Here is a 16137-nt window from a genome sequence, read left to right as displayed (position 1 = left end):
GCACCCGGTGACTGACTCGACCATCATCTATACGCACACCGACGAGGCCCCTGCCCTGGCGACGTACTCGTTCCTGCCCGTCGTCGAGGCGTACGCCTCGACGGCCGGTGTCACGGTGGAAAGCCGTGACATCTCCCTGGCGGGCCGGATCATCGCCAGTTTCCCGGAGCGCCTCGAAGCCGGCCAGCGTATCGATGACGCACTCGCCGAGCTCGGCGAGCTGGCCAGGACTCCCGGCGCCAACATCATCAAGCTGCCGAACGTCTCGGCCTCGATCCCGCAGCTCAAGGCCGCGATCGCCGAGCTGCAGGCCCAGGGCTACGCGCTTCCGGACTACCCGGACGACGCGAAGAGCGACGAGGACAAGGACGTCCGGGCGCGCTACGACAAGATCAAGGGCAGCGCGGTCAACCCCGTCCTGCGCGAGGGCAACTCCGACCGCCGCGCCCCCGCGTCGGTCAAGAACTACGCCAAGGCGCACCCGCACCGCATGGGCGCCTGGTCGGCCGACTCGAAGACGAACGTCGCCACCATGGGCGTGGACGACTTCCGGTCCACCGAGAAGTCCGTCGTCGTCTCCGAGCCCGGCACCCTGCGCATCGAGCTCGTCGGTGACGACGGCACCACCACCGTCCTGCGCGAGTCGGTACCCGTCCTCGCGGGCGAGATCATCGACGCCGCCGTCATGCGCCAGGCGGCGCTGCGCGAGTTCTTCACCGAGCAGATCGCGCGTGCCAAGGCCGAGGGCGTCCTCTTCTCGGTGCACCTCAAGGCCACCATGATGAAGGTCTCCGACCCGATCATCTTCGGTCACGTGGTCCGCGCCTTCTTCCCGAAGACGTTCGCCAAGTACGGCGAGGTCCTCGTCGCGGCCGGCCTGACCCCGAACGACGGTCTCGGCGGCATCCTCAAGGGCCTCGGCTCGGTGCCCCAGCTGGGCGACGAGATCAAGGCGTCCTTCGAGGCAGAGCTCGCCGAGGGCCCCGCCCTGGCGATGGTCGACTCCGACAAGGGCATCACCAACCTGCACGTCCCCAGCGACGTCATCGTCGACGCCTCCATGCCGGCCATGATCCGCACCTCCGGCCACATGTGGGGCCCGGACGGCCAGGAGGCCGACACCCTCGCCGTCCTCCCGGACAGCAGCTACGCGGGCGTCTACCAGGTCGTGCTCGACGACTGCCGTGCGAACGGTGCCTTCGACCCGTCCACGATGGGCTCGGTCTCCAACGTCGGTCTCATGGCGCAGAAGGCCGAGGAGTACGGCAGCCACGACAAGACCTTCGAGGTCCCCACCACGGGCACGGTGCGGGTCCTCGACGCCGACGGCAACGCCGTGCTGGAGCAGGCTGTGGGCGCCGGTGACATCTTCCGGATGTGCCAGGCCAAGGACCTGCCGATCCAGGACTGGGTCAAGCTCGCCGTCACCCGCGCCCGCGCGACCGGCAACCCGGCCGTGTTCTGGCTCGACGAGACCCGCGCGCACGACGCGAAGCTCATCGAGAAGGTCAGGACGTACCTGGCCGACCACGACACCGACGGTCTGCGGATCGAGATCATGTCGCCGGTGGAGGCCACCGCCTTCTCCCTGGAGCGCATCCGCCGCGGCGAGGACACCATCTCCGTCACGGGCAACGTGCTCCGTGACTACCTCACCGACCTGTTCCCGATCCTCGAGCTCGGCACGAGCGCGAAGATGCTCTCCGTCGTCCCGCTCATGAACGGTGGCGGTCTGTTCGAGACGGGCGCCGGTGGCTCCGCCCCGAAGCACGTCCAGCAGCTCGTCAAGGAGAACTACCTGCGCTGGGACAGCCTGGGCGAGTTCTTCGCCCTCGCGGCCAGCTTCGAGTTCCTCGCGACGAGCACGGGCAACGCGCGCGCCCAGGTCCTCGCCGACACGCTGGACCGTGCGACCGGCACGTTCCTCAACGAGGACAAGTCGCCGAGCCGCAAGCTCGGTGGCATCGACAACCGCGGCAGCCACTTCTACCTGGCGCTCTACTGGGCCCAGGAGCTGGCGGCGCAGAGCGACGACGCCAAGCTCGCCGAGGCCTTCGCGCCGCTCGCCAAGACGCTGGCCGAGCAGGAGCGGACCATCGTCGACGAGCTGATCGCCGTCCAGGGCTCGCCGGTCGACATCGGCGGCTACTACCAGCCCGACCCGGCCAAGGCCGCGGCCGTGATGCGTCCGTCGGCCACGTTCAACCAGGCCATCGCCACGCTCGGCTGACACCCGGCGGCGACCCTGCGCACAGCGCTCCGCCCCGGCCGGCACTCTGCCCGGCCGGGGCGGTTCCGTGTCGGCGCGGCCGGTCGATCGGCAGCACCAGCGAACCCGACGGTCCACCGTGGTGAGGGCGATGTCGAGGTCGCCCAAGTCTGCTGCCACGGCGCCGAGTTCAGGATCCGTGAGGCCCGGCAGGAAGAAGACGTGGCTTACGGTGACCTTTCGGCGAGGGACAGGGCCGGCTCATCGGCTTCCGCAAGGTGCGTCTCGACCTCCGGGAAACGACACGGCTGACCTTCACCGTGCCTGCCCGGGATCTGTCGGCCTGGAGCGGCGGCGGGTGGAACCTGGTTCCCGGCCGGTACACCGTCCACGCCGGCCGGTCGTCGCGGGATCTGCCGCTTCAGCGGGTCGTCACGGTCTGACGGCGGGAGGGCCGGTTCGCGCGGACACACCGTGCGAACCGGCCCTCCTCTGTGCGCGCTCGTCATTCGAGCGCTCATGCGCATCGGCTCAGCTGTGCATCGGCTCAGCTGTGTACTGGCTCAGCTGTGTACTGGCTCAGCCGTGGAAGGTGATGTACCCGTTGCCGTCACGGTCGTTCGCCGACTTCGAGTACGCGTGCACGTCCGAGCGGCTGCCGGAGGGCTTGTAGAGGTAGATCGTGTCCTTGTCGTTGTTCCACATGAAGTTGCAGTTGTCGCGGTAGACGACGTTGTCGGCGTCGGAGTCGGTGCCGTTGCCGCCGCGCAGCTTGATGTAGTCGCCGGGCTGGAGATAGTGGTTCGAGGTGAACGTGAACTTGTTGCCGGCGGCGTCCTTGACCGCGTATCCCCTGAGGTTGACGGTCGTGCCGGACGAGTAGTTCTTGAGCGTCAGGTACTCCGAGCGGGTGTTGCCCGAGGAGCAGCTGTTGGAATCGCGCCCGGGCGCGTCGTACTGGATGCCGCGGATCTTCAGGGCCGAGCTGTACTCGGCGGCCTGCGCCGGAGCGACGGCGAGCGTGGCCAGGATGCCGGTGGATATGGCAGTGGCGACGACGAGGTGCTTACGCACGTTGAGGTACCCCCCTCATTGGTGCTGATGAGGGCCGAAGCCTACAGACTTACCCAACTCCGCATATGCGAAAGGGCTTTGCCGAAGACAATCGGAAGATTGTTCGTACCTGTGCGCGGTCGGGCGCGAGCGGTGAATCAGTCTGCTTCCGCTGCCGCGGGCGTGTCCTGCAGGCCCAGGCGGAGGTGCTCGACGTGGAAGAGGGCCTGGTCGAGGAGCTCCGCGACGTGGTGGTCGTACAGGGCGTAGACGATCGACCGGCCCCGGCGCTCACCGGTCACCAGGCCGAGGTTGCGCAGCAGGCGTAGCTGGTGGGAGCAGGCGGAGGGTTCCATGTCGACCGCCTGCGCCAGATCGCCGACCGCGCAGGGGCCCTCCTGGAGGCGGGCGAGGATGCGCAGCCGGGACGGGGTGGCCAGGGCCTGGAGGGTCGCGGCGACATCGGCGGTCCCCACGGCGTCCAGGCGTTCGCGTGTGGTGGCGGTGTTCGTGTCGTCGGCTCCGTGACCCATGGACGCCATCCTACCGATTACATATGAAGACCTGTTCAGATGTTCCTGTATGGTGGGCTCGTCGCCAGCCACCTGCCCGTGAAGGGTTGTCTTGTCATGCCTTCTGTCCTGCTTCAGCGTCCGGAACGGGCGGCACCGGCCGGTCCCGCGACACCGCCGCGCCGCCGTACACGTGTCCTCGCGCTGGCCGAGGCCCGCTGGGCCGGTGCCGCCCTGCTCCTGTTCCTGGCCGCGCTTCCCCTCCAGCTGACCGGCGCCCCCGCCTGGGCCTGGGGGCCGCTGTACGCCCTCGCCTATGTCACCGGCGGCTGGGAACCGGCCTGGGAGGGGCTTCGCGCCCTGCGGGAGAAGACCCTGGACGTCGACCTGCTGATGATCGTCGCCGCGATCGGGGCGGCGTCGATCGGCCAGGTGATGGACGGCGCCCTCCTGATCGTCATCTTCGCGACGTCCGGCGCCCTGGAGGCACTGGCCACCGCCCGTACCCAGGACGCCGTTCGGGGTCTGCTCGACCTGGCCCCGGCCACCGCCACCCGGCTGACCCCGGGCGGCGGTGAGGAGACCGTCGCCACGGAGGATCTCCGGGTCGGTGACACGATCCTGATCCGTCCCGGTGAGCGTGTCGGCGCCGACGGCCGGGTGGTGGAGGGCGCCGGAGAGGTCGACCAGGCCACCATCACCGGCGAACCCCTGCCGGTCGCGAAGGAGGCCGGTGACGAGGTCTTCGCCGGCACGCTCAACGGCACCGGTGCCCTGCGTGTCACCGTCGGACGGGACGCCACCGACTCCGTGATCGCCCGGATCGTGGCCATGGTGGCCGAAGCCTCCGAGACGAAGGCGCCCACCCAGCTCTTCATCGAGAAGGTCGAACAGCGTTACTCCCTCGGCATGGTGGTCGCCACCCTCGCCGTCTTCCTCGTCCCGATGGCCTTCGGTGCCGACCTCACGAGTGCGCTGCTGCGGGCGATGACCTTCATGATCGTCGCCTCGCCGTGCGCGGTCGTGCTGGCCACCATGCCGCCCCTGCTCTCCGCCATCGCCAACGCGGGCCGCCACGGTGTGCTCGTGAAATCCGCCGTCGTCATGGAGCGGCTCGGCCAGGTCGACGCCGTCGCCCTGGACAAGACCGGCACCCTCACCGAGGGCACCCCGCGCGTCACCGCGATCCGTCCACTGGACGGCAGCGGCCTGGACGAGGACGGCCTGCTCGCCCTCGCGGCCGCCGCCGAGCACCCCAGCGAGCACCCCTTGGCGCGTGCTGTCGTCGACGCCGCCCGCGACCGCTGCTTGCACGTACCCGCCGCCGAGGACTTCACCTCGGCCCCCGGGACGGGCGTCACAGCCACGGTCCTGGGCCACGCCGTCGCGGTCGGCTCCCCGGCCCGCCTCCTCCCCGCCGCGGACAGCGCCCCCGTCGAGGCCGCCGCCGTGCTGACGGCCGAGCTGGAGAGGGAGGGGCGTACCGCCGTCCTCGTCCAGCGGGACGGCGTTCCGGTCGGCGTCCTGGCCGTCGCCGACCGGCTCCGCCCGGACGCGGCAGCGACCGTAACGGCTCTGGCCGCTCTCACCGGCCGTACGCCGATGCTGCTGACCGGCGACAATCCGCGCGCGGCGGCGCGCCTCGGCGCGGACGCCGGCATCACCGACATCCGCGCGGGGCTGCTGCCCCAGGACAAGGTCACCGCCGTACGGGAACAGGAGGCGGCCGGGCGCAAGGTCCTCGTCATCGGCGACGGCGTCAACGACGCCCCCGCCCTGGCGGCCGCCCACACCGGCATCGCCATGGGCCGTGCCGGCTCCGACCTGGCCCTGGAGACGGCCGACGCCGTCATCGTCCGCGACGAACTGGCGACCGTCCCGGCGGTCATGGCCCTGTCCCGCGCCGCCCGCCGCCTGGTGATCCAGAATTTGGTCATCGCCGGGGTGTTCATCTCCGGCCTGGTCGTCTGGGACCTGGCAGGCCACCTGCCGCTGCCCCTGGGCGTACTCGGCCACGAGGGTTCGACGGTCATCGTCGGCCTCAACGGCCTGCGCCTGCTCCGCGACGCGGCCTGGAACCGTGCCGCGACGCTCACCGACGAAGGCCGCTGACCGGGCGGGAAGCGGGTGGGTCGCCGGCCCTGAGCGCTCTACGGTGCCCGCGTGTGGTCAGACGGGCCGGAGCCTGGAGTGCAGGAGACAGAACTCGTTGCCTTCCGGGTCCGTCAGGACGTGCCAGTTCCCGGTCTGACCGAAGGCGACGGGCGTGGCGCCGAGAGCGAGCAGGCGCTCCAACTCGGTGTCCTGGTCGCGGTCGGTGGGACTGACGTCGATGTGCAGCCGGAGCTTCCCGGTCCGCGGGTCGCTGCTGGGGCTGATGACGAGGGTGGGCTGCGGGCCGCCGAAGCCCGCGTCGGGCGGCCCGAGCTCGATGCTGCCGTCGTCCTCCCGGCCGAGTTCGACGTAGCCGAGGACCTGGCTCCAGAAGACGGCGAGCCGCTCGGCGTCGGCGGCGTCGATGACCAGTTCACTGATGCGACATGCCATCCCTTGATCTTCGCAGGGAATCCCGGCCTTCAGGCCGGGATTCCCTGCGAAGATCAAGGGATGGACCCGGAGACCGTCGCCGAGCTGCGCCGCCGTGGCCACGACGTGACGGTCGGCGACCCGTGGTCGGAGGGCCGGATGTGCGCCGTCGCCCGCGACCCGCGCACCGGAGTCCTGTCCGCGGCCGCCAACCCACGTGGCATGCAGGGGTACGCGGTCGGCCGCTGACCGCCCGCCCGACGCGTCCCCCGCCGACCGTGCTTAGCTGGAGGCATGATCGATGACTTTCTGGCTGAGAACGCCGAGACCGCCGGGAACGCCGGGCACCTGAGCCAGGTCGAGGCGGCGGTCCGCGCAGCGGCCGCCGCCGAGATCATGCCGCGCTACCAGCAGCTCGCCACCCACGAGATCATCGAGAAGAGCGGTCCGCACGACCTGGTCACCACCGCCGACCGGCTCGCCGAGGAGCATCTGACGGAGTCCCTGACCCGGCTGCTCCCCGGCTCGGTCGTCGTCGGCGAGGAAGCCGTCCACGCCGACCCCCGGGTGTACGACGCCCTCGGCGGCGAGGCTCCCGTATGGATCGTCGACCCGGTCGACGGCACCCGTCAGTTCGTCCGCGGCGAACCCGGCTTCTGCACCCTGGTCGCCCTCGCCCACCACGGCCAGGTCCTCGCCTCGTGGACGTACGCCGCCGCGCTGGACGAGATGGCGATCGCGGTGCGCGGGCGGGGCGCCACCCTCAACGGCAAGCCGCTGCAGGCGGGCTCGCCCGCGCCCGGCGCCGTCCTGAAGGTGGCGATGTCCCACCCCGACTTCACCTCGGACGCCCAGAAGCGCGCCCTGCTCGGACTGCGCACGGAGGGCATCGACCCCCGCCCCTGCGGATCAGCGGGACTCGAATACCTCGCGGTCGCCTGCGGCGCCCAGGACGCGGTGGCGTTCAACTGGGAGTTCGCCTGGGACCACGCGGCCGGCCTGCTCCTGGTCACCGAGGCGGGCGGCGCACAGGCCACGCTCTCCGGCGCCGCCTTCCGGATCACCGGCGGCAACGACCTGCCCTTCACGGCAGCCCGCGACGAGAACACCAGGGACCGCATCCTCGCCGCGCTGCGCACCGGCGTCTGACCGGACCCGCACCACCCCGAGCCGGGGCCCCGAATATCCTGGGTGTCCTGGCCGCCGGCTGACAAAGGAGTCCCAAGGTGTCGTCGATGCTTGATGCAGTCGTCGTGGGGGCGGGGCCCAACGGACTCACCGCCGCAGTTGAGTTGGCCCGCCGGGGCTTCTCCGTAGAGGTGTTCGAGGCCCACGGCACCATCGGCGGAGGGGCGCGTACCGAAGAGCTCACCCTCCCCGGCTTCCGCCACGACCCGTGCTCGGCCGTACATCCGCTGGGCACAGGGTCGCCCGCCTTCCGGGGCATGCCGCTGGGCCGCCACGGTCTGGAGTGGCTCCAGCCGGAACTGTCGCTCGCCCACCCCTTCCCCGACGGCTCCGCCGCCGTGCTCACACAGTCGGTGGGGGAGAGCGCTATGTCGCTCGGGCCGCGGGACGCGGGGGCCTACCGCCGTCTCGTCACACCGCATCTCGGCCACTGGGACACCCTGGCCGCCGACTTCCTGCGCACCCCGTGGGACGGACTGCCCCGCGATCCGTACCGTCTCGCCCGCTTCGGTCTGGTCGGCCTCCAGCCCGCGAGCTGGCTCGCCCGGCGATTCCGCGACCCGAAGGCGCGCGGTCTCCTCGCCGGCCTCGCCGCCCACGCCATCGCTCCCACCAGCGGATTCGCCACCGGCGCCATCGCTCTCGTCTTCGCGCTCGCCGCCCACGAGAACGGCTGGCCCGTGCCGCGCGGCGGCTCGCAGGCGATCTCCGACGCGCTCGCCTCGTATCTGCGGGAACTGGGCGGCACCATCCGCACCGGTTTCGAGGTCAAACGCCTGGACGAGCTGCCGCCCGCCCGCGCCTACGTCTTCGACACCTCGCCGACCGCCCTCGCGCGGATCGCGGGCCTCGGCGACGCCTACCGCGGATACCGTTACGGAGCCGCCGCCTTCAAGATCGACTATGCGCTGTCGGGCCCCGTCCCGTGGACCGCGAAGGACGCCAGGCGGGCCGGGACCGTTCACATCGGCCCCACCGAGGGGGAGATCGACAGCGCCCTGCGCGCCGCCGTCGACGGCCGTGACCCGAGCGTCCCCTTCCTGATCACCGCTCAGCCGACGCTCACCGACCCGTCCAGGGCGCCCGGAGGCCGCCATGTCTTCTGGGTGTACGGGCATGTTCCGGCGGGCTGGACGGGCGACGCCACCGACGTCATCGAGCGCCAGCTCGAGCGCTTCGCGCCGGGATTCCGCGACCTGGTCCTCGCCCGCGCCGTCGCGGGCCCCCCGGAACTCGCCGCCCGCAACGCCAACTACGTGGGCGGTGACATCGCCTGCGGTGCCTTCGCCGGTCTCCAGACGCTGATCCGCCCCAAACTGGCCCGCGTGCCGTACGCCACCGCGCACCCGGCGGTCTTCCTCTGCTCCTCGGCCACCCCGCCCGGCCCGGGTGTGCACGGCATGTCAGGCCACCACGCGGCGAAGGCGGTCTGGCGGCGACTGCGCGCGTCCTGAGCCGGGCGCCGTTAGCGAGACCGACGGCCACCCGTCCGGACTGCTGCGAGGACCCGGGTGTACGCCGTGCCGGCGCTTCTCGTAAGCGTCGGCACGGCTGCCGTACCGCCTTTTCGTATGCTTGAGGTGGAGAAGTGATGAGTGCAGGAACGGACCGGGTCTCCGGCGGTCACTGGTCCGTCGGATTTCGCATGGGGGCCCTTTCCGGAATTCCGACGTCACTGGCGGGTGTCCTCCTCGTCGGCGCCATGTGGAACTCCTGTGACACGGGCGTCAATTCCTCCGCGAATTCCATGGTCCTGATCTTCCTGCTGCCGGTCTTCTGGGTGCTGACCGTCGTGTTGTGGACCCTCGTTCGCGGAGCCGCGGGAAGGTTCGGCCGCAGGGCCGCCGTGATCGGTGCGGTCGCGGCGAACCTCTGGCTGCTCTGGTTCATCGCCTCCGCCGTGGGAGCCATGGACTACCCGTCCCCGGCCTGCCCGGACAACATCCCGGCCTGGTGGCCCGCCTTCGTCCCGCTCTGATGCCCGGTCGTTCCGAAAGGCCCTGGCCGGCGAAGGCTGATGTCGGATTTCCGCCAGCCGTCGAGCCGCGACTGCCCCATCCTTGAACCATGCACACCGACACCGAGCGTTGCGTACGGGCCGTCCGGTCCAAGGACGCCCGCTTCGACGGATGGTTCTTCACGGCAGTCCTGACCACCCGGATCTACTGCCGCCCCAGTTGCCCCGTCGTGCCGCCCAAGGTCGAGAACATGACCTTCCTGCCCAGCGCCGCCGCCTGCCAGCAGGCCGGATTCCGGGCCTGCAAGCGGTGCCGCCCCGACACCAGCCCCGGCTCCCCGCAGTGGAACGCGCGCGCCGACTCCGTCGCCCGCGCCATGCGCCTCATCGCGGACGGGGTCGTCGACCGTGAGGGTGTGGCCGGCCTCGCCGCACGCCTCGGATACTCCGCCCGCCAGATCGAACGCCAACTGCTCGCCGAGCTCGGCGCGGGGCCCCTCGCGCTGGCCCGTTCGCAGCGTGCGCAGACGGCCCGGCTGCTCATCGAGACCACCGGACTCCCCATGGCCGAGGTGGCGTTCGCCGCAGGGTTCTCCTCGATCCGCACCTTCAACGACACCGTCCGCGAGGTCTTCGGGCTCGCCCCTGGCGAACTGCGGACCCGCGCCGCCCGGGGGAGCGGACCGGCCGCGACGCCGGGTGTGATCGCCCTGCGCCTCCCCTACCGTGCCCCGCTCAACCCCAGCAACCTCTTCGGCCATCTCGCCGCGACGGCGGTGCCCGGCGTCGAGGAGTGGCGCGACGGCGCGTATCGCCGCACGCTCACCCTCCCGCACGGGCACGGCATCGTGTCCCTCACCCCGCGCCCCGGCCACATCGCCTGCCGGCTCCTGCTCACCGACCCCCGCGACCTCACCCAGGCGATCAGCCGCTGCCGGTGGCTGCTGGACCTGGACGCCGACCCGGTGGCCGTCGACGAACAGCTGCGCGCCGATCCGCTGCTCGCCCCGCTCGTCGACGAGGCCCCCGGACGCCGGGTGCCCCGTACCGTCGACGGTGCGGAATTCGCCGTACGGGCGGTCCTCGGCCAGCAGGTCTCGACGGCCGCCGCCCGCACCCACGCCGCCCGGCTCGTCACCGCCCACGGGACGCCCGTGGACGACCCCGAGGGCGGACTGACCCATCTCTTCCCCACCCCGCAGGCGCTCGCCGGACTCGATCCGGAGGCGCTCGCGCTGCCGCGTACCCGGCGCACCACGCTCACCACCCTCGTGGCGGCGCTCGCGGACGACTCCCTGCGCCTGGGCACGGACACCGACTGGGAGCGGGCCCGCGCCGAGCTGACCGCACTCCCGGGCTTCGGCCCCTGGACGGTCGAGGTGATCGCCATGCGGGCGCTCGGTGATCCGGACGCCTTCCTCCCCACCGACCTGGGCATCAGACGGGCGGCAGCACAACTCGGCCTCCCGGCGACCCCCGCCGCGCTCACCGCGCGCGCCACGCACTGGCGCCCCTGGCGGGCGTACGCCGTTCAATACCTGTGGACCGTCGACGACCACCCGATCAACCACCTGCCCGCGTAAGGACGCCTCCCATGACAACGACTCACTCCGCGACCCGGCAGCACACGGTCGTCGACAGCCCCTACGGGCCGCTCACGCTCGTCGCGACGGACGGGGTCCTGGCCGGCCTCTACATGACCGGCCAGCGTCACCGCCCGCCCGAGGAGACCTTCGGGGCACCCGATCCCCGCCCCTTCGGACCGGTGACCGAGCAGCTCGACGCGTACTTCGCGGGCGGACTGCGCGCGTTCGATCTGCCGCTGCACCTGGCCGGCACCCCGTTCCAGCGCAGCGTCTGGGCCGAGCTGACCCGTATCCCGTACGGAGAGACCCGCTCGTACGGAGAGCTGGCCGACCTCCTCGGCAACCCCGGTGCCTCCCGGGCCGTGGGCCTCGCCAACGGCAAGAACCCCATCGGCATCATCGTCCCCTGCCACCGGGTCGTCGGAGCGTCGGGCGGCCTCACCGGATACGGCGGCGGTCTGGACCGCAAGCAGCGGCTGCTGGCCTTCGAGAGCGGGGCGGAGGGCGACGTACCGGCTCTCTTCTGACCACTGCCTTCTTCGGCCTACCGTCCTCTTCCGGCCGCCGCCCCCTCGTGCCGTACCGGACTCTTCCGATCCCGGTGCGGGGCCGGTCAGCCGGTGAAGATCTCCACGGCCGACCAGATCGCGAGTCCCAGCATGCAGATTCCGCCGATGCGCTGCACCGTCTTCAGCGGCACCCGCTTGGCGATGAAACGCCCGGCCAGCAGGGCCAGCGCGGAGACGGACATGAGGGCGACGGCCGAACCGATCGCGGTGGACCAGGCTCCGTTGCTCGCCGCGAGGTTGGCGGTGGTGATCTGGGTGAGATCGCCCCACTCGCTGATGAAGACCGCCATGAAGGCCGTCGAGTAGACCGGCCAGAAACCGGTCACGGTCTTGACTTCGGTGTCCTCGTCCCCGTCGTCGGCCCCGTTGCGCAGCAGCATGAACGCGCCGAACGCGAAGAGCAGGGCCGAGACCAGCTTGACCGTCCAGTCGGGCAGCAGACCGATCAGCCCGCCGGCGCCGACGGCGATGGCGACGTGCACGACGAACGCGGAGGACGTGCCGAACCACACGTAGAGCGGGCGCATGCGCGTGCCCATGGCCAGCGAAGCGAACATCGTCTTGTCGGGGAGCTCCGCGAGGAAGATCAGCCCGAAGGCGGTGAGGATCGCCAGGGGGTCGAGATGCATACCGGGTGGCTTTCTTCTACGAGCCGGGCCCGGGATCTTCGCGAAGCGCCAGGCGGGCTTCCGGAGCACCACTCGGCCCGGCATGACGTCAGCGCCCGCAGGGCGCGGGCGCGTCATACCTGACCGAAGGTCTCGCCCGCCCGTAAGGATCTACGAGCCCGGCCACCGGGAACCCGAGGGCTCCAGTGTGTCGACGACCGGTTTGCGGGGCTACTCCCCTTCGCAGCCACCAACGATACCCGATCCCGCGGTGGCGGAGATCAGCTGTTCGACGTGCGGGCGGGTCGGTACAGTCCCACGGTGATCATCCGCGCCGCGACCGGAAGTGTTCCCGAATGAGCCGCCGCACCCGTAAGGCCGCCCCCGAACCGGGCACGCCCCGCCCCACCGTCAGTGTCTGCCGGGGCTGCTGCTGCGGCACCGCCAAGATCCCCGGCGTCGATCACGCCGGTCAGCTGCGCCGGCTGAAGGAGACAGCCGGTGCCACCGCCACGGTGCGCGCCGTGGAGTGCCTGGACGCGTGCGAGCACGGCAACGTCATCGTCGTACAGCCCTCCGCCGAGGGCCGCAGGGCGGGTGGCCGGCCTGTCTGGCTCGGACTGGTCAACGACCCGGACGCGGTGGCCGACATCGCGGCCTGGGTCGCCGGGGGCGGCCCCGGCCTCGTGGACGCCCCCGACATCCTCGACCTGTACGTGTTCCAGCCCTCCCGTCGTGTACAGGCTGAGCTGGAGCGCCCGGGCCGCTGAGAACCCTCAGCCCAGCGGCGCGAACGGCGAGGGTGTCGTGCCCGGCCGGGCGGCTGTCCGCAGCCTCCGCCCGTGACACCTCCGGCCGCGCCGCCACCGCTCCGGGCGGGCGCCGCTGTGGGCGGCCCCCGCGGTGTCGACAACCGCCGTACGGGTCAAGGCTCAGGATGATGAGCAGCACCACCAGGCCGCCGACCGAGTGCAACAGCTCGTGGGGATCGGCGCTGGATGCCGCTGTCTCTGCCAATTGGCTCGCGGTCTGTGTCTCTATCAGAAGGACCGTGGCGGCGAAGACTGTGAGCAGGAGTTTCACCAGCCTCCAGTAGTTCCGGAACAGGGCCCACGGCGTGCCTAGGTCCTGTCTGGAGTTCCCCCGCGGCGACGCGGCGTCCGGCACCGCCGCCTCCGGCGTTGTCGTCAGTCGCGAGGGCTCCGCCATCGCTCCCTCCTCCGCCTTGGATTCGACGGCACCGGACGCCGCTCCTTCTCCCGCGCTGGAACTCCAGACAGGACCTAGTTCGTTGACGATCCCGATGAGCTCCGATATGACGGCCAGCGGCAAGATGGCATACAGGACTGTCACCTTCATCGGGCGTAGGCACCTCGTACCGTCGGTATGTCCTGGCTGCTCACAGCGGTGATGTCGAGGGCGAGGTAGGCAAGGACCACGCCGAGCCGGCCGACCGAGGCGGCGACGGCCGAGTCCCCGGCCGCGACTTCGGTCTCCGGGTGACCGCCGACGCCGCCTGCGTACGCGTCGAGGTCGACGACACCCGCAGCGAGCGACTCCCCGCTCTTCCCGCGCCCCACGAGGAACTGGCCACGGCAGGCCGTGGCCTCCTCCTGGTCGGGGGCCTCGCCACTCGCTGGGACTGGCACTACCGGCTCCACGCCCCAGGCAAGACGGTCTGGGCCGAGGTGGCGCGCACGTCCCGACCGCGCGGCGATGCGCCCCCACCTCTCTATCTCAAAAAGGAGTAGTAGGCTGGCGCCACGCCATGGAGGAGGCCACCATGCCCGAACGGCAGCACTCGCTGTACGTGGACACTTCCGTGTGGAAACGCGCAGGTGAGAAGAGCAAGCAGCGTGACGGCCGCCCGATCGGCTGGACCGGCGGCCGCCTCGTCGCCGCCTACGGCCACGGCAGGATCACTCCCGACCCCGCGGACAACCCGGCAGCCGCCTCACGCACCGCGAAACTCATCAGGATCGGCGATGCCGACTGGACGGCGGCCGAGCACCGCGCCGCGCAGGGCGGGACTTCGATCTCCGCCGCTTTCGAAGCGCTACTGGTGGCCTACTGCGACGGTCGGCTCAAGATCGTCACCACCGTCGTACAGGAACCGGCCACGGCCGCCTGATCACCCCGTCATCACGAAAGGGCTCACGCTCATGAGCACAGCCGCCCACAGCGCCAGGGGTGTCCCGCCCATGCCCGAGCGGAATCCCAAGGCCCTCCGCGCCGCCATCGCCCAGTACGCGCCGCAACTCCTCGTCGACTTCGACCGGCACTGGCGCCGCGACATCGCCGACGCCTACGACCTCGCGCCGGTGCCCGCCTTCATGGCCCGTTGGTGGGGCGAGTACGCCCTCGCCCGCGACCCACGGAACGAGGCCACGGTCCACCGCCTGGAGGACGAGGCCGGCCAGGAACCCGACTATGCCCGCGCCAAGGCCCTCATCGAGGAAGCCGGACGCATCCGCCGCACGGTGGCGCAGGTGAACCCCGGCCAGTGACAAGCAAATTCATGGGACCACCCTGGCAGGCGGACTGGACCAAGGGAGCCGAGGACAACCGCAACGCCCTCCCCGAACCAGCCCAGGCCCCTGTCGCCGCCGCCCGCGCCGAGCTGGTCACCGCACAGGATCCGTACTTCCTGGGCATCGACGCCGACAGGGGTCTGGCGGCCGGGATGAGCGTCGAACCGGTCCAGTCCACCCGCCCACGCGGCGAACACATCCTCTACTTCGACTACGGCCGCGGATGGCTGAGGTACCACTTCACCGCCCGCGCCACGGACCCACAGATCGTGATCGACGAGTGCTTCTGGCAATGAGCCCGGCACCTGCCCCAACCGAGGACCCGGTCCGCTACCGCCGCGAGGTACAGCGCGCCCGCTCCCTCCTGTTCGTGGCGACCACCCGGACCCGCGACAGCCTCGACATCTTCTGGCACGGACAACCGAGCCCATTCCTGAAACCGTTGATCGCCACGAAGCGGTAGCCGGACGATCCGCACATGCCCTGGCTTGGCCCTACCGAGCGCGTTTCGTGCCCTGCTCGTGATCGCACAGAAGCGATCTTCACTCGCAAGAAGGCAGATCGGAAACGCTCAGTACAATCGCTGCGTTGAGGATCCGAGGTGGCTTCGTCGACATCAGTTGCTGCTGGTCGAGCAGTGCGAGACGCTTTCGAAGCCGTACATCGAGCTCGACAACCTTGCGGTGGATACTGTTACGGCCGTCTTCCACAGGCCGCGTATGTGTCCCATCGGGTGCCCGATCCCTTCGCCGTCGTGGACCCCGGATGTCTCCGGGCGCGGGTGCACGAGGGACCAATGGCGCGTGAATGAAAGCGGGTTCAGACGGTGACGGGTCTGCCGTCCTCCAGCTCCACCGTGCCCGCGCCCGAGTCCAGCACCGTAAGCGCGGCGGCCACCCGCAGGGCGAGCGTGCCGAGCAGATGGCGGCCGAGATCGGCGGGCGCCACGAGCTTCCAGGACAGGAGTTCCTCCTCCTGGAGCCGGATCGCCGCGCACTGCGCCTCTGTGAGCACGCCCCCGTCGTAGAGGTACGCGGCGATCGGCGGACGCCCGCTGCCGCGCGACCAGTCGACGGCCAGCAGCCGGCCGGGCTCCAGATCGAGGCCGATCTCCTCCGCAGTCTCACGCCGTGCGGCCTTTCGGGGGCTCTCGCCGGTGTCGGACTCGACCGTGCCGCCCGGCAGCGCCCAGCCGGCACGGTAATTGGGCTCCACGAGGAGGAGACGCCCGTCGTCGTCGCGGAACAGCGAGGCCGCGGCGGCCAGGACACGGGGCAGCCCCGAAATGTACGTGGCGTAGTCAGTGGTGGTCACCCGGGGCAGCGTAGTGCTGCGCGGGCGCCCGGTCGCTGGACACCCATGGGCGGATCAGGGGTGGTCCGGATAGGGTCGGGGCGG

At 70.9% G+C, this 16137-nt stretch carries 19 protein-coding genes and 1 pseudogene; 14 read left to right on the top strand and 6 right to left on the bottom strand.

Going from position 1 to position 16137, the window contains the following annotated elements; all coding sequences use genetic code 11:
- Positions 1-7 precede the first annotated feature (7 nt).
- Both F0344_RS04020 and F0344_RS36710 read left to right on the top strand, forming a co-directional pair.
- Positions 8-2230 carry an NADP-dependent isocitrate dehydrogenase gene (locus F0344_RS04020; protein ID WP_185297446.1) on the top strand — a complete coding sequence of 741 codons (2223 nt, stop codon included), beginning with the start codon at positions 8-10 and terminating at the stop codon, positions 2228-2230.
- A 242-nt stretch (positions 2231-2472) separates the two neighbouring features.
- Positions 2473-2652 (top strand): fibronectin type III-like domain-contianing protein, encoded by a 180-nt coding sequence (locus tag F0344_RS36710; RefSeq protein ID WP_374940140.1) that lies wholly within the window; start codon positions 2473-2475, stop codon positions 2650-2652.
- A gap of 136 nt (positions 2653-2788) precedes the next feature.
- Here F0344_RS36710 and F0344_RS04010 read toward each other — a convergent pair whose 3' ends face one another.
- Together F0344_RS04010 and F0344_RS04005 are read right to left on the bottom strand one after the other, a co-directional pair.
- Positions 2789-3283: a lamin tail domain-containing protein gene (locus F0344_RS04010; RefSeq protein ID WP_185297444.1), complete on the bottom strand. Its 495-nt coding sequence runs from the start codon at positions 3281-3283 to the stop codon at positions 2789-2791.
- Positions 3284-3420: 137 nt separating this feature from the next.
- Complete coding sequence (locus tag F0344_RS04005; protein ID WP_185297443.1) at positions 3421-3795, bottom strand: ArsR/SmtB family transcription factor; 375 nt, start codon at positions 3793-3795, stop codon at positions 3421-3423.
- A gap of 96 nt (positions 3796-3891) precedes the next feature.
- Between F0344_RS04005 and F0344_RS04000 the strand changes: the two genes are divergently transcribed.
- Positions 3892-5886: a heavy metal translocating P-type ATPase gene (locus F0344_RS04000; protein ID WP_185297442.1), complete on the top strand. Its 1995-nt coding sequence runs from the start codon at positions 3892-3894 to the stop codon at positions 5884-5886.
- Between the two features lie 57 nt (positions 5887-5943).
- On the opposite strand, the gene F0344_RS03995 is transcribed toward F0344_RS04000, so the two are convergent.
- Complete coding sequence (locus tag F0344_RS03995) at positions 5944-6321, bottom strand: VOC family protein (protein WP_185297441.1); 378 nt, start codon at positions 6319-6321, stop codon at positions 5944-5946.
- 60 nt (positions 6322-6381) lie between these two features.
- Between F0344_RS03995 and F0344_RS03990 the strand changes: the two are divergent.
- From F0344_RS03990 to F0344_RS03965, 6 genes and pseudogenes are all read left to right on the top strand, one after another.
- Positions 6382-6549: pseudogene (locus F0344_RS03990) on the top strand (hypothetical protein); the annotation flags it as partial.
- A gap of 45 nt (positions 6550-6594) precedes the next feature.
- Positions 6595-7449 (top strand): inositol monophosphatase family protein, encoded by an 855-nt coding sequence (locus F0344_RS03985; protein WP_185297440.1) that lies wholly within the window; start codon positions 6595-6597, stop codon positions 7447-7449.
- Positions 7450-7526: 77 nt separating this feature from the next.
- Complete coding sequence (locus tag F0344_RS03980) at positions 7527-8942, top strand: phytoene desaturase family protein (protein WP_185297439.1); 1416 nt, start codon at positions 7527-7529, stop codon at positions 8940-8942.
- A gap of 137 nt (positions 8943-9079) precedes the next feature.
- Positions 9080-9466: a hypothetical protein gene (locus F0344_RS03975; protein WP_185303027.1), complete on the top strand. Its 387-nt coding sequence runs from the start codon at positions 9080-9082 to the stop codon at positions 9464-9466.
- An 89-nt stretch (positions 9467-9555) separates the two neighbouring features.
- A complete protein-coding gene (locus F0344_RS03970) occupies positions 9556-11028 on the top strand; it encodes an AlkA N-terminal domain-containing protein (RefSeq protein WP_185297438.1) in 1473 nt (490 codons plus the stop codon).
- An 11-nt stretch (positions 11029-11039) separates the two neighbouring features.
- A complete protein-coding gene (locus F0344_RS03965; RefSeq protein WP_185297437.1) occupies positions 11040-11558 on the top strand; it encodes a methylated-DNA--[protein]-cysteine S-methyltransferase in 519 nt (172 codons plus the stop codon).
- Positions 11559-11644: 86 nt separating this feature from the next.
- On the opposite strand, the gene F0344_RS03960 is transcribed toward F0344_RS03965, so the two are convergent.
- A complete protein-coding gene (locus tag F0344_RS03960) occupies positions 11645-12229 on the bottom strand; it encodes a TMEM165/GDT1 family protein (RefSeq protein WP_185297436.1) in 585 nt (194 codons plus the stop codon).
- A 335-nt stretch (positions 12230-12564) separates the two neighbouring features.
- Between F0344_RS03960 and F0344_RS03955 the strand changes: the two genes are divergently transcribed.
- Positions 12565-12978, top strand: coding sequence for a (2Fe-2S) ferredoxin domain-containing protein (locus F0344_RS03955; protein WP_185297435.1), 414 nt, complete (start codon positions 12565-12567; stop codon positions 12976-12978).
- Between the two features lie 585 nt (positions 12979-13563).
- On the opposite strand, the gene F0344_RS36445 is transcribed toward F0344_RS03955, so the two are convergent.
- On the bottom strand, positions 13564-13857 hold the full coding sequence (locus tag F0344_RS36445) for a hypothetical protein (protein ID WP_185297434.1): 294 nt from the start codon (positions 13855-13857) through the stop codon (positions 13564-13566).
- 134 nt (positions 13858-13991) lie between these two features.
- Here F0344_RS36445 and F0344_RS03945 point away from each other — a divergent pair, with 134 nt between their 5' ends.
- From F0344_RS03945 to F0344_RS03930, 4 genes are read left to right on the top strand one after another with little or no spacing between them, the layout of a single operon-like run.
- A complete protein-coding gene (locus tag F0344_RS03945; RefSeq protein ID WP_185297433.1) occupies positions 13992-14339 on the top strand; it encodes a hypothetical protein in 348 nt (115 codons plus the stop codon).
- Positions 14340-14370: 31 nt separating this feature from the next.
- Positions 14371-14715 (top strand): DUF6247 family protein, encoded by a 345-nt coding sequence (locus tag F0344_RS03940; protein WP_185297432.1) that lies wholly within the window; start codon positions 14371-14373, stop codon positions 14713-14715.
- 11 nt (positions 14716-14726) lie between these two features.
- Complete coding sequence (locus F0344_RS03935) at positions 14727-15035, top strand: hypothetical protein (protein ID WP_185303026.1); 309 nt, start codon at positions 14727-14729, stop codon at positions 15033-15035.
- The gene (locus F0344_RS03930; RefSeq protein ID WP_185303025.1) at positions 15032-15202 is read left to right on the top strand and encodes a hypothetical protein; all 171 of its coding nucleotides are present in this window, start codon (positions 15032-15034) and stop codon (positions 15200-15202) included. Before F0344_RS03935 ends, F0344_RS03930 begins: the two co-directional genes overlap by 4 nt.
- 356 nt (positions 15203-15558) lie before the next feature.
- On the opposite strand, the gene F0344_RS03925 is transcribed toward F0344_RS03930, so the two are convergent.
- Entirely contained in the window at positions 15559-16053 is a 495-nt protein-coding gene (locus F0344_RS03925) for an NUDIX domain-containing protein (protein WP_185297431.1), read from the bottom strand.
- Positions 16054-16137 lie beyond the last annotated feature (84 nt).

Origin of the sequence: Streptomyces finlayi, from assembly GCF_014216315.1 — a bacterium.
GTDB lineage: Bacteria > Actinomycetota > Actinomycetes > Streptomycetales > Streptomycetaceae > Streptomyces > Streptomyces finlayi_A.
The sequence above is the reverse complement of the archived record's forward strand: the minus strand, read 5'-3'. Positions and strand labels throughout refer to the sequence as shown.

Excerpts from the sequence above, each read along its gene's own strand:
- F0344_RS03995 (WP_185297441.1), bottom strand. The coding sequence starts at position 6,321 with ATGGCATGTCGCATCAGTGAACTGGTCATCGACGCCGCCGACGCCGAG.
- F0344_RS03935 (WP_185303026.1), top strand. The coding sequence starts at position 14,727 with ATGGGACCACCCTGGCAGGCGGACTGGACCAAGGGAGCCGAGGACAAC.
- F0344_RS03945 (WP_185297433.1), top strand. The coding sequence starts at position 13,992 with ATGCCCGAACGGCAGCACTCGCTGTACGTGGACACTTCCGTGTGGAAA.
- F0344_RS03970 (WP_185297438.1), top strand. The coding sequence starts at position 9,556 with ATGCACACCGACACCGAGCGTTGCGTACGGGCCGTCCGGTCCAAGGAC.
- F0344_RS03960 (WP_185297436.1), bottom strand. The coding sequence starts at position 12,229 with ATGCATCTCGACCCCCTGGCGATCCTCACCGCCTTCGGGCTGATCTTC.
- F0344_RS03985 (WP_185297440.1), top strand. The coding sequence starts at position 6,595 with ATGATCGATGACTTTCTGGCTGAGAACGCCGAGACCGCCGGGAACGCC.
- F0344_RS03930 (WP_185303025.1), top strand. The coding sequence starts at position 15,032 with ATGAGCCCGGCACCTGCCCCAACCGAGGACCCGGTCCGCTACCGCCGC.
- F0344_RS03975 (WP_185303027.1), top strand. The coding sequence starts at position 9,080 with ATGAGTGCAGGAACGGACCGGGTCTCCGGCGGTCACTGGTCCGTCGGA.
- F0344_RS03965 (WP_185297437.1), top strand. The coding sequence starts at position 11,040 with ATGACAACGACTCACTCCGCGACCCGGCAGCACACGGTCGTCGACAGC.
- F0344_RS03955 (WP_185297435.1), top strand. The coding sequence starts at position 12,565 with ATGAGCCGCCGCACCCGTAAGGCCGCCCCCGAACCGGGCACGCCCCGC.
- F0344_RS03940 (WP_185297432.1), top strand. The coding sequence starts at position 14,371 with ATGAGCACAGCCGCCCACAGCGCCAGGGGTGTCCCGCCCATGCCCGAG.
- F0344_RS04005 (WP_185297443.1), bottom strand. The coding sequence starts at position 3,795 with ATGGGTCACGGAGCCGACGACACGAACACCGCCACCACACGCGAACGC.
- F0344_RS04000 (WP_185297442.1), top strand. The coding sequence starts at position 3,892 with ATGCCTTCTGTCCTGCTTCAGCGTCCGGAACGGGCGGCACCGGCCGGT.